The organism is Pseudonocardia oroxyli, assembly GCF_900102195.1.
GTDB classification, from domain to species: domain Bacteria; phylum Actinomycetota; class Actinomycetes; order Mycobacteriales; family Pseudonocardiaceae; genus Pseudonocardia; species Pseudonocardia oroxyli.
This window is the reverse complement of record NZ_FNBE01000024.1, coordinates 1-12,164: the sequence shown is the minus strand read 5'-3', so window position 1 is coordinate 12,164 and position 12,164 is coordinate 1. Positions and strand designations below refer to the sequence as shown.

The window sequence follows — 12,164 nt, the reverse complement described above, 5'->3', positions numbered from 1 at the left end:
GAGTAGGAGATGAACCACCATGGCCAACAAGACGGTCACCGCTGACCTGCCACCGCCCGCGCCCACCTCTCCGTCGGAACGGATCCACGTCCGGGAGCTCGTCAAGACGTTCACCCGGCGCGGATCTGAGGTCACTGCCGTGGATCGGCTGGACCTCCAGATCCGCACCGGGGAGTTCTTCGTCATCGTCGGCCCCAGCGGATGTGGCAAGACCACGCTGCTGCGGATGTTGGCGGGCCTGGAGACGCCGTCCGGTGGCGTGATCGACATCGCGGAGCCTGGAGGAGACCTGCCGGCCCACTCGATGATCTTCCAAGGTGACTCGATCTTCCCGTGGATGACGGTGTGGGACAACGCCGCCTACGGCCTCACCATGCGCCGCAGGCCCAAGGCGGAGATCCGCGAGATCGTGGGCCACTACCTCGACAAGACCGGGCTCACCCGGTTCGCACGCTCCTACCCGCACGAGCTGTCCGGAGGCATGCGCCAGCGGGTCTCGATCGCCAGGGCGTTCTCCAACGACCCGGACATCCTCCTGATGGACGAGCCGTTCTCCGCCCTCGACGAGCAGAACAAGACGCTGTTGCAGGACGAGCTCCTGCGCATCTGGGACGAGACGAAGAAGACGGTCGTGTTCATCACCCACAGTGTCGACGAGGCGGTGACGATGGGAGACCGGGTCATGGTGATGACCTCCCGGCCCGGTCGGGTCAAGAAGATCGTCGACGTGCCGTTCGAGCGACCGCGCGAGGTACTCGAGCTGCGCGCACAGCCCGAGTACGGCGAGCTCATCCACGAGATCTGGGGCTCGCTGCGTTCCGAGGTGCTCGAGGCCCAGGAACGCGAGCAGCTCGCCAGTCTGCGGGGCAGGTCGTGACCGCGCTGGACGCCGGCCCCAGGACCGAGGACGCGGGTGCGCCGCCTCCGGTCCGGCCGCGCCGGTCGCGGACGGCGTGGTTGGGCAGCGACCGCTTCCTGGCCGTGGCGACGCCGGTTCTTGTGCTCGTGCTGTGGGAGGCGCTGGCCCAGGTCGGGATCATCGACACCCGGTTCTTCCCGGCGCCCAGCGCGATCGTTGTTCGCGGGGTGGAGATGCTCGCCTCCGGGGAGCTGGTCGAGCACACGTGGGTCAGCGTGCGCCGCCTGCTCATCGCCATCCTGATCGGTGGCGTTCCCGCTCTTCTGCTGGGATTGGCCATGGGCCTGTCCCGCAAGCTGCGCGCGGCGCTCGACCCGATCATCGCCGCCACCTACCCGGTGCCCAAGAGCGCGATCTTCCCGCTCTTCCTCCTGGTCTTCGGGCTGGGCGAAGCATCGAAGATCGCTGTGGTGGCAGTCGGGGTGTTCTACCCGATCGCCGTGAACACGGTGGCGGGCGTCCGGGAGATCGCACCCATCTACCACGACGTCGGGACCAACTTCGGCGCGCGCCGGTGGCAGGTGTTTCGGACCATCGCCTTCCCCGGTGCGCTGCCGCTCATCCTCACCGGGTTCAACCTGGCGTTCGGGATGGCATTGATGTTGCTCGTGGTGGCCGAGATGCTGGGCGCCAAGAGCGGCCTCGGCTTCCTGATCTGGAACTCGTGGCAGACCTTCCAGGTCGAGAACATGTATGTCGGGCTCGTCGTCATCTCGCTGCTGGGATTCCTGTTCGCGCTCCTCGTCAAGGGACTGGAGGGGGTGCTGGTGCCGTGGCGGAAGCGCTGACGACCACGCCGGTCGTGGTGGCGGGACCCGCCGCTGCGCTGGAGATGGCGGGTCGCGATCTCGGCTGGTCGAACTGGGTCCTGGTCGACCAGCAGCGCGTCGACGCCTTCGCCGAGGCGACGGGCGACCGGCAATGGATCCACGTCGACCCCGCCCGCGCCGCCGACGGGCCGTACGGGGTGACCGTCGCGCACGGCTTCCTGACTCTGTCGCTGTCGCCTCTGTTCATGGCGGACCTCGTGGCGTTCGAGGGCTTTCGGATGGGCGTGAACTACGGGGTCGAGAGGGTCCGCTTCCCGGCACCGGTTCCGGTGGGCGGGCGCGTGCGGGGCGGGGCTCGGATCGCGAGTGTGCGCGAGATCAGCGGTGGAGTCCACATCGAGACCGTGCTGACCGTCGAGGTCGAGGGACAACGGAAGCCCGCGTGCGTGGCGACGATGGTGTCTCGCCGTTACGTCTGATGGCCCCGGGAGAGGGAGCCGGGTGTGGTCGAACCGACCGCACCCGGCTTCGCCGTTTCCGGCATGTCTCGGGTCACGAAACAAATATGCGACAGCAACTTGACGCAACGACACAATTTCGTAGAACATCGGAGAGGCACACCACCACGGGAGGTCTGGAACATGTCTGTCACGGCCGATGCTGTCCGTCAGGTCGAGGAGGAGCGCCTGCCATCGGCGACCTCGCCGGCGGTCACCTTCGACACGGCGCCAGAGCGCTACCGACACTGGCGGCTGGCGGTCGACGGCGAGGTCGCGACGCTGACCCTGGACATCGACGAGGCGGGTGGGCTTGTGCCCGGCTACGCGCTGAAGATGAACAGCTACGACCTCGGCGTGGACATCGAGCTCTACGACGCGTCCCAGCGGCTGCGATTCGAGTACCCCGAGGTGCGCGCGATCGTGGTGACCAGCGGGAAGGACCGGATGTTCTGCGCGGGCGCGAACATCCGGATGTTGGCTCAGAGTACGCATCCGTGGAAGGTCAACTTCTGCAAGTTCACGAATGAGACCCGCAACGGGATCGAGGACGCGACCGAGAACTCGGGCCAGACGTGGATCGCGGCGGTCAACGGCACGGCGGCGGGCGGCGGGTACGAGCTGGCGCTGGCCTGCGAGCAGATCCTGCTGATCGACGACAACTCCTCGGCCGTGTCGCTGCCCGAGGTGCCGCTGCTGGGCGTGCTGCCCGGGACGGGTGGGTTGACCCGGGTGATCGACAAGCGTCGGGTGCGCAAGGACCGGGCAGACGTCTTCGCGACGAAGCCGGAGGGGATCCGCGGCAAGCAGGCGGTGGAGTGGAAGCTCGTCGACGAGGCGATCCCCAAGCGCGTGTGGGCGGAGACCATCGCCGAGCGCGCCGCGGAGGTCGCGGCAGCGTCGACTCGGGCGCGCACCGCGCAGGGCACCACACAGGGGATCGCGCTCACACCGCTGTCCCCGACCATGTCCGCGGACAGCATCGCCTACCGCTACGTGACGGCGACGTTCGACCGTCCGGCCGGTCTGGTGAACGTCACCGTCCGGGGTCCGGAGACCGACGCCCCCGAGTCGCTGGACGCGATCCACGAGGCGGGGGACACGTTCTGGACCCTCGCGATGACCCGTGAGCTCGACGACCTGGTCCTGCGGCTGCGTGCCAACGAGCTCGAACTCGGCACCTGGCTCATCCGCACCGAGGGCGACAGCGCGCGCGTCCTGGGCTACGAGGCATTGCTGGCGGCTCACCGCGACGACTGGCTCGTCAACGAGATCGACCTGTACCTCAAGCGGGTCCTCAAGCGGCTCGACGTGACCTCGCGCAGCCTGATCACGTTGATCGAGCCTGGCTCGTGTTTCGCCGGTGTGCTGTTGGAGCTGGCGTTCGCGAGTGACCGCCAGTACATGCTCGACGGCACCGTTGAGGAGGGACAGACCCCTGCGACGATCGTGCTGACCGAGAGCAACCTGGCCGGCTACCCCATGTCGAACGGCATCGGCCGGGTGGAGAGCCGCTTCTACGGCGACGCGGACCACCTCGCCTGGCTGGTCCGCGAGAGCGGTCGCGCAATCCCCGCCGCCGAGGCGTTGGAGCTGGGTCTGGTCACCGACGCCCCGGACGACATCGACTGGGAGGACGAGATCCGGATCATGCTGGAGGAGCGGGCCTCGCTCTCCCCGGACGCGTTGACCGGGATGGAGGCCAACCACCGGTTCGTCGGGCCGGAGACGATGGAGTCGCGGATCTTCTCCCGGCTCACCGCCTGGCAGAACTGGATCTTCGTGCGGCCCAACGCCTCCGGTGAGGCGGGTGCGCTGCGCAGGTACGGCACGGGACGCAAGGCCGAGTTCGACCGGAAGAGGGTCTGACATGTCGATCGACTACAGCGAGAAGATCCCCAACAACGTCGACCTGGCGAGCGACCGCAGGCTGCAGCGGGCGCTGGAGTCCTGGCAGCCGAACTTCCTGAGCTGGTGGAAGACCATGGGCCCGGCCGTCCCGACGCAGGACGTGTACCTGCGCACGGCCGTGGACGTGGGTAAGGAGGGCTGGGCGCAGTTCGGGCACGTCGCGATGGAGGAGTACCGCTGGGGTGTGTTCCTGGCCGAGCGGGGAGACGACCGGCGGATCGCGTTCGGGGAGCAGAAGGGCGAGCCGGTCTGGCAGCAGGTGCCCGGGGAGTACCGGGCGGATCTGCAGCGGCTGATCGTGATCCAGGGTGACACCGAGCCGGCGTCGGTGGAGCAGCAGCGGCGGTTGGGGGAGACCGCGCCGTCGCTCTATGACCTGCGCAACCTGTTTCAGGTCAATGTGGAGGAGGGTCGGCACCTGTGGGCGATGGTGTACCTGCTGCACGCCTACTTCGGGCGCAACGGCCGCGAGGAGGCGGAGGCGCTGCTGCAGCGTAACTCCGGTGACCTGGACAGCCCGCGGATCCTGGGGGCGTTCAACGAGGAGACGCCGGACTGGTTGTCGTTCTTCATGTTCACCTATTTCACCGACCGGGATGGCAAGTACCAGCTCGGGACGCTGAAGGAGTCGGCGTTCGATCCGTTGAGCCGGACGTGTGAGTTCATGTTGAAGGAGGAGGCGCACCACATGTTCGTGGGCACCACCGGTATCGACCGGGTGGTCACGCGGACCTGTGAGCTGATGCGCGAGCACGACACGGCGGACATCGCCCCGCACGGCGGGGTGCCGCTGGACGTGATCCAGAAGTACGTGAACTTCCACTACTCGGTGTCGCTGGACCTGTTCGGCTCCGAGCGGTCCACGAACGCGGCCAACTACTTCACCGCCGGGCTCAAGGGCCGCTGGCAGGAGGAGCGCCGCAAGGACGACCACCAGCTGACCGAGGGCGCTCTCTCCATCGCCTCCGTGCGGGACGGGCGGATCGCCTCGGATGAGGTGTCCGCGTTGCTCGCCCTGAACCTCGACCTGCGCAACGAGTACGTCAAGGACTGCGAGAACGGTCTGACGCGCTGGAACCGAGTGATCGAGAGGGCGGGGCTGGACACCAGGCTCTCGCTGCCGCATGTCGGGTTCAACCGGCAGGTGGGGCTGTTCTCCGAACACCACGTGACCCCGTCCGGTGGGGTCGTCGGGCCGGACGCGTGGAAGGCCGAGGAGGACTGCTGGCTGCCGTCCGCCGCGGACAAGGCGCACGTGCAGAGCCTGATGCGGCCGGTGTACGAGCCCGGGAAGATCGCCGGCTGGATCGCACCGCCGACCACCGGCATCAACGGCAAGCCGTTCGAGTACGAGTACGTCCACCTCTCCTGAGGTCATCCGAGGAAGGACAGAGCCGTCATGCCTTACGTGATCGCCGCGGCGTGCGTCGACATCATGGACCGGTCGTGCATGGACGAGTGTCCTGTCGACTGCATCTACGAGGGCAGCCGCAAGCTGTACATCAACCCGCTCGAGTGCATCGACTGCGGGGCCTGTGAGCCGGCGTGCCCGGTAGAGGCCATCTCTCAGGACCGTGCGGTGCCCGCGGGTCAGGAGGAGTTCGTCGCGGACGGTCTCCGCTTCTTCGAGGACGTCCTCCCGGGGCGTGACGCGCCGCTGGGCCTGCCCGGTGGCGCGAACGACCTCGGGCCGGTGGGGATCGACACGGACTTCATCGCCTCCTACCGGAAGGAAGGCTGAGAGGCACCGATGGGTACTGCACTCGAGTCGTACGCGCGTGGACGGTGGACCGCCGGCGCGGACGGCGTCCCGGTGGTCGACGCCGTCACCGGTGAGGAGATCGTGAGTGTGTCCAGCGCGGGGCTGGACATGGCTGCCGTCGCCGAGCACGCGAGGGAAGTGGGTGGCCCCGCGCTGCGGGCCACCACCTTCGCGCAGCGGGCTGCGTTGCTGAAGGCGCTGGCAGGGGCGCTGCGCGAGCACCGCCCGGAGTTCTACGCGCTCTCGCACCGCACCGGAGCCACCCTGTTCGACTCGAAGTTCGACGTCGACGGGGGCATCGGTGTCCTGTCGGCGTACGCGGCGTTGGGCGCGCGGGAGCTCGGGGACGACTCGGTGCTGGTTGTGGACGACCCCCAGTCACTGTCGCGGGCGGGCGGCTTCGTCGGGCAGCACCTCGCCGTTCCACGGCTGGGTGCGGCGGTGCAGATCAACGCCTACAACTTCCCGGTCTGGGGGATGTTGGAGAAGCTGGCGCCGGCGTTGCTGGCGGGAGTGCCGTCCATCGTCAAGCCTGCGACCCCCACGGCATATCTCGCCGAGCTGGTCGTCCGCAAGATCATCGAGTCGGGCCTGCTTCCGGAGGGCGCGCTCCAGCTGGTGTGCGGGTCGGCCGGTGACCTGCTGGACCACCTCGGTCCGCAGGACTCGGTGGCGTTCACCGGATCGGCCGCGACCGCGGAGCGGCTGCGGGCCACCCCGGCGGTGCTGCGCGAGGCCGTGCGATTCACGGCCGAGGCGGACTCGCTCAACTGTTCGGTGCTGGGTGAGGACGTGTCGCCGGGCAGCGCCGAGTTCGGGCTGTTCACCGACCAGCTCGTCACGGAGATGACAGTCAAGGCCGGCCAGAAATGTACGGCCATCCGCCGTGCGTTGGTCCCGGAGCACCTGGTGGACCCCGTGCTGGAGGCTGTGTCGGCCGCACTTGCGAAGGTGGTCGTCGGCGCGCCGACCAGTGAGAGCGTCACCATGGGTGCGCTGGCCGGGCTGGCTCAGCGGACGGATGTACGGGCGGCAGTGGAAGGGCTGACCCGGTCCGCCTCGATCGCATTCGGGGACCCGAACAAGGTCGATCCGGTGGATGCGGACCCTGAGCGGGGTGCCTTCATGGCCCCGGTGTTGCTGCACGCCGCCGATTCCGAGGCCCCGGAGGCGCACTCGATCGAGGCGTTCGGCCCGGTCAGCACCGTCCTCGGCTACCGGGACACCGACCACGCTGTGGCGCTGGCGGCCCGTGGCCGGGGCAGCCTGGCGGCGTCGCTCGTGACGGCGGACGCCGAGCTCGCCGCCCGGATGGTGCGTGGGCTCGCTCCGTGGCACGGCCGGGTGCTCGTGTTGGACACGGACTCCGCGCCCGAGTCGACCGGCCACGGCCCACCGTTGCCGGGGCTGCTGCACGGCGGTCCCGGGCGGGCGGGCGGTGGCGCGGAGCTGGGCGGGCTGGAGTCCGTCCACCACCACCTACAGCGGATCGCGGTGCAGGGTTCTCCCGCCGCGCTCGCCGCAGTTCGCGGAGGCGGACGGTGAGCCCCCGGGTCGCCGTCGTCGGGTCCGGTCCGTCCGGGCTCTACACGGTCGCCGGGCTCGTCGCCTCGAAGGTTCCCATGGCGATCGACGTGATCGACCGGTTGCCGACGCCGTTCGGGCTGGTCCGCTACGGGGTGGCGCCGGACCATGCGAAGATGAAGATCGTCTCCAAGGTGCTGGCCAAGCCCTTCGCCCGCGACGAGATCCGCTACCTCGGCAACGTCGAGGTCGGGCGCGACGTGTCCCACGCCGAGCTCGTCGAGCTCTACGATGCCGTGGTATACGCCTCCGGAACCGAGCACGACCGGCGGCTGGGTGTGCCCGGCGAGGATCTGCCCGGTGTCCTCGGCGCGGGCGAGTTCGTGCGCTGGTACAACGGTCATCCGGACGTGGCGGTGACCCACTACGACCTGAAGGCGCGCAGTGTCGCGGTCGTCGGCGCGGGGAACGTCGCGCTCGACGTCGCCAGGGTGCTGAGCCGGACGGCCGGCGAGCTGCGCGACACGGACGTGCCCGCCAGGGTGTTCGACGCGCTGGCGGGCAGCCGGGTTTGCGACGTCCATGTTCTCGTGCGGCGTGGACCCGCGGAGGCGAAGTTCACCCCCGCCGAGCTGTTCCAGCTCACCGAGCTCGCGGACGTCGATGTCGTCCTGCACACCGGCGGTGTCCCGGTCCCGGAGCCGGACAGCGCCACCGACAAGAGGGTCCGGCAGAACCTGGAGATCTTCCAGTCCTTCGTCGAGACTCCGCCCAGGAACCGGTCACGGCGACTGCACCTCCACTTCGGCGTCGCGCCGCGGGAGATCGCGGGGGACGGGCGCGTCGAGCGGATCGTGGTCGAGCACACCGCCCCGCACGAGGAGCGCCTCGTCGCGACGGGGGAGCAGGCCGTTCTGCCAGTCGACCTGGTGGTCACCGCCGTCGGTTTCCGCGGTGCCGCCGTGCCGGGCCTGCCCTTCGACGAGGCCACCGGGACCGTGCCGAACGACGCGGGCCGGGTCCTCGCGGACGGTGCGTCGGTGCCGGGGGTCTACGTCGCGGGTTGGCTCAAGCGCGGACCGGTCGGCGTCATCGGAAGCAACCGTCCGGACGGCGCGGAGACGGCTGCGGCGGTCTTGGATGACCTTCCGGCGGATGCGCGATCCCGTGGGGGCGGTCTCCTGTCATTGCTGGCCGAGCGCGAGATACAGGTGACCGACTGGGATGGCTGGCTCCGGCTCGAAGCCTACGAAGGCACGCTGGGCCACGACTCCGGCCGAGGCCGGGTGAAGGTTCACGACCTCACGTCGATGCTCATTCACGCGGGTCCACAGAGATTCGGCATGGACACAGGGTGACCTTCCCCCGCTCGGGCGGACTCCGACCTTGAGTCGGAGCTGGAGAACGATCCTCAAACGGGCCGCCTTGGACTCAACCGGTCAGCGCAACACCGTGATAGATGATCATGGTGGAGGTGCGGGCGGTGGCGAAGCCGGGTCGTCCGGGGATGTCGGACGAGGACAGGCAGCAGCTGTAGGCCCGCTGGTCGCGTGGGGAGTCGATCTCCCAGATCGCGCGGGCCGGCCGCGAGATCGGCCGGCACAAGGGGCCGCGCAAGTACCGGGCCGTGGACCTCGTTGGCCGACGCGAACGTGCCCGACGCCGGCGAGGACGACGACGTGGTAGCGCGGCGGGGGAGCGTAGAGCCGGACGTCGGTGCCGAGCTCGACGTAACCGAACTCCACCCCGGGCATGCCGGCGGTCCACCGCCGCATCTCGAACCGGCTCGGGCGGCCGGCGATCTGCAGCGTGTTGGGTGCATAGGCGCGCGAGATGGCCGCGCTGGCCTCGTCGACGTCGCTCGTGCGCACCAGCGTGCCCGTCGGGGGCTCCGGCTCGGCGAGCAGGCCCGTCCGGTTCGGGTCCGGTCTGTCACCTCACGGTCCTCCCGCGCTGATCACGACACCGTGACGAACTCGGCCCCGGTCACCGGGCCGGTCGCCGGAGTTCCGGGACATCCTAAGCCGGTGGCGGGGGCGGGACAGCCGATTCGCGCCGTCCGTCATCCGCTTCGCGCGGTCTCGCCGCGGACGTCGGCGGCGCGCTCCGCTCACTCGTCGGTCCGTGCGAGAACTGGACCGAGTCGAGCGGAGAGCGGACTGCCGATCGCCCCGCCGCCTCCTAGCGTCGCTCCCGTCTCAGGGAGTCCGTGGGCATCGAGGTCCTCGACTCCCGCTTCCTCGACTACCGGTTCACCACCGCCGACGTCGTCGCCGACAACACCTCCGCCGCCCGGTTCGTCGTCGGCGCCCCCGTTCCCGTCGAGGGCATCGACCTGCGCCTGGTCGGTGTCGTGTTCGAGAAGAACGGACAGGTCGTGGCCACCGCCGCAGGCGCCGCCTCCCTCGGACACCCCGCCGCAGCCGTCGCCTGGCTCGTCCGGCGACTCGCCACCGACGGCGAAGGCCTCACCGCCGGACAGGTCGTCCTCTCCGGCGGGCTCACCGCCGCCGTCCCGGTCGGCCCCGGCGACGTCGTCACCGCCACCATCGACCGCCTCGGCTCCCTGGAGCTCGGCTGCCGCTGAGCATCCGGTGAGTCGGCAGCTCGTCGCCACGTGTCGTACTCACGCGCGGCAGGCCTCCTCGTGAGCCATCATGAGGGGTGTGGCCGGCGGATCGTCCTTCCTGGAGCGGGCGCCCTCGCCCGCCCTCGCCCCGTTGGTCTCGTCGGTGTGGGTCCAGCAGGTGGGCGACGCGCCGATCCGACAGCGGTACGTGCCGCACGGCGGGGCCGAGCTGCGGTGTGTCCTCGGGGAGGCGCCCCGGCTGCTCGGGCCGCTGACCTCGGCGACGCACCGGGTCATCCCCGCGGGCGGCGTCGTCGTCGGGGTGCGGGTGCGGCCCGGGGCGCTCGGCGGGCTCGCGGGGCTGCCCGCCGGGGAGTTGGTCGACGAAGACCTGACGACCGGCCTGCTCTGGGGTGACGAGGCTCGGCTCACCGATCTGCTCGGCGGCGCGCCCTCGCCGCAGGTGGCGCTCGACCGGCTGCAGGGCTTCCTCGCGAGGAGGGGCGAGGAGACCGATCCTCTGGTGGACGAGGTCGTCAGGCGGTTGATGCCCTGGCGGGCGGGTGTCCTCCCGGCAGGCTGGGGGATCTCGGACCGCCAGCTCCGGCGGCGGTGTCACGCCGCGGCCGGGGTGGGACCGAAGGAACTGCAGCGGCTGCTGCGCTTCCGCGGTTTCACCGCGCGCGTCCAGGCGGCCGTCGACCGGGGCGAGCCCGGCGACCTGGCGGGCTGGGCGGTCGAGGTGGGCTACCACGACCAGGCGCACCTGACCCGGGAGTGCCGCAGGCTCGCCTGCGTGACGCCGGGGGTCTTCCTCGCTCAGTACCGGGAGGCCTGCGGCGGAGCGGACGACCACGATCACACGGCCGCCTACCTGCCGATGCTGCGGCGGCGGGGACATCGACCGGGTCATGGCCGTTCCGTACAAGAGCCGCCCGCCCGCCCCGCCTAGCGTCGCGGCCATGATCCTCGTGACCGGCGGGCTCGGTTCGATCGGCTCGCACACCGCACGGGCGCTGCTCGATCTCGGCGAGTCGGTCGTGGTCACCGCGCACCGCACCACCCGGCTGCCCGACTTCCTCCCGGAGGAGGACGTCGTCGTCGAGTCGCTGGACACCACCGACGCCGAGGCGTTCCTCGATCTAGGGAAGCGGCATGCGATCAGTGGCGTCGTGCATCTCGCCGCCGCGCCCTGGGACACCCCCGATCCCGTCGAGTACCTGCGAGCCGAGTCGAGCGCACTCCTCAACGCCCTCGCCGCCGCCCGAGCCTGGGGGGTGGGGCGGTTCGCGGTGGCGAGCACCATCGCCGCGTACGCGGGCGTCCCCGACACCCCGTGGCAGGAGGACTCCCCGCTGCCGACCGTCGCGGCCCATCAGATCCCGGTGTTCAAGCGGACCGCGGAGCTGTGGACCACGCTGGCCGGACCGGGTGCGGTGAATCTGCGGATCGGCACGATCTGGGGACCGTTGGGGGTGGGCGACAACCCGTTCTTCGCGCTGCCCCGGCTGCTCACGGCGGCCGTTCGCGGTGAGGATCCCGATCTCACCCCGCCGCGGCCGCCCGCGCGCGCCGACGACGCCACCGACCTCTGCTACGTGAAGGACTGCGGCCGCGCGATCGCGCTGCTCATGGCGGCCGAGCGGCTGAGCCACTCGGTCTACAACATCTCCAGCGGCAGTCTCGTGCGCTACGCCGAGGTGGTCGACGCGATCAACCGGGCCGTCCCCGGCGCGGACCTGAGCCTGCCCCCGGGCGGGGCGCCCGGTGGCCACCTCGACATCACCCGGCTCCAGCAGGACACGGGTTTCGTACCGGAGTACGACGTCGAGCGGGCTGTTCGGGACTACGTCGCGTGGCTGCGCGACCACGACGCCTAGGAGACTGCTGAAAATCCGCTGGCGTGGGATCGGGTGTTGATCTCGCCCGGCTGGGAGGCTGTCGGGGTGCAGGGACGGTCTGATCCGCAGCGTGAGTTGCTCGATGTCGAGTCCGTGGCTGGGCATCTGCTCCCTTCGGGTGGGATGTTCGCGTTCCTGGCCGCGCACCGCCGGGAGTTGTTTCCGGACGAGTTGTTCGCCGACCTGTTCGCCGCGGGTCGGGGTCGGCCGTCGGTGCCGGTCGAGGTGGTGGCCTCGGTGCTGGTGTTGCAGACCCTGCACGGTCTTTCGGACCGTGAGGCGGTCGAGGCACTCACGTTCGATCTGCGGTG

Annotated in this window: 12 protein-coding genes; all 12 read left to right on the top strand. The window is 70.0% G+C overall.

Going from position 1 to position 12,164, the window contains the following annotated elements; all coding sequences use genetic code 11:
- The first annotated feature begins 19 nt into the window (after positions 1–19).
- The gene (locus tag BLS43_RS27325) at positions 20–877 is read left to right on the top strand and encodes an ABC transporter ATP-binding protein (protein WP_093089589.1); all 858 of its coding nucleotides are present in this window, start codon (positions 20–22) and stop codon (positions 875–877) included.
- Positions 874–1,707: an ABC transporter permease gene (locus BLS43_RS27320; RefSeq protein WP_176921585.1), complete on the top strand. Its 834-nt coding sequence runs from the start codon at positions 874–876 to the stop codon at positions 1,705–1,707. Before BLS43_RS27325 ends, BLS43_RS27320 begins: the two co-directional genes overlap by 4 nt.
- Entirely contained in the window at positions 1,692–2,168 is a 477-nt protein-coding gene (locus tag BLS43_RS27315) for a MaoC family dehydratase (protein WP_342741211.1), read from the top strand. The genes BLS43_RS27320 and BLS43_RS27315 overlap by 16 nt, the downstream gene beginning before the upstream one ends.
- A 162-nt stretch (positions 2,169–2,330) precedes the next feature.
- Positions 2,331–4,055: a 2,3-epoxybenzoyl-CoA dihydrolase gene (gene boxC, locus BLS43_RS27310; protein WP_093089588.1), complete on the top strand. Its 1,725-nt coding sequence runs from the start codon at positions 2,331–2,333 to the stop codon at positions 4,053–4,055.
- A gap of 1 nt (position 4,056) precedes the next feature.
- Positions 4,057–5,469, top strand: a complete 1,413-nt coding sequence (gene boxB, locus BLS43_RS27305; RefSeq protein ID WP_093089587.1) for a benzoyl-CoA 2,3-epoxidase subunit BoxB — start codon at positions 4,057–4,059, stop codon at positions 5,467–5,469.
- A 27-nt stretch (positions 5,470–5,496) separates the two neighbouring features.
- Positions 5,497–5,838, top strand: coding sequence for a ferredoxin (gene fdxA, locus BLS43_RS27300; protein WP_093089586.1), 342 nt, complete (start codon positions 5,497–5,499; stop codon positions 5,836–5,838).
- A gap of 9 nt (positions 5,839–5,847) precedes the next feature.
- The gene (gene paaZ, locus BLS43_RS27295; protein ID WP_093089585.1) at positions 5,848–7,404 is read left to right on the top strand and encodes a phenylacetic acid degradation bifunctional protein PaaZ; all 1,557 of its coding nucleotides are present in this window, start codon (positions 5,848–5,850) and stop codon (positions 7,402–7,404) included.
- Positions 7,401–8,741, top strand: a complete 1,341-nt coding sequence (locus tag BLS43_RS27290; RefSeq protein WP_093089584.1) for an FAD-dependent oxidoreductase — start codon at positions 7,401–7,403, stop codon at positions 8,739–8,741. The genes paaZ and BLS43_RS27290 overlap by 4 nt, the downstream gene beginning before the upstream one ends.
- 851 nt (positions 8,742–9,592) lie before the next feature.
- On the top strand, positions 9,593–9,970 hold the full coding sequence (locus BLS43_RS27285; protein ID WP_245707871.1) for a 2-keto-4-pentenoate hydratase: 378 nt from the start codon (positions 9,593–9,595) through the stop codon (positions 9,968–9,970).
- A gap of 79 nt (positions 9,971–10,049) precedes the next feature.
- Entirely contained in the window at positions 10,050–10,904 is an 855-nt protein-coding gene (locus BLS43_RS27280) for a helix-turn-helix domain-containing protein (RefSeq protein WP_245707869.1), read from the top strand.
- Between the two features lie 10 nt (positions 10,905–10,914).
- Positions 10,915–11,832, top strand: coding sequence for an NAD-dependent epimerase/dehydratase family protein (locus BLS43_RS27275; protein WP_093089618.1), 918 nt, complete (start codon positions 10,915–10,917; stop codon positions 11,830–11,832).
- A 66-nt stretch (positions 11,833–11,898) separates the two neighbouring features.
- Positions 11,899–12,164, top strand: a 266-nt coding sequence (locus BLS43_RS27270; RefSeq protein ID WP_143030262.1) for a transposase, incomplete at its 3' end; no start/stop codon positions are given.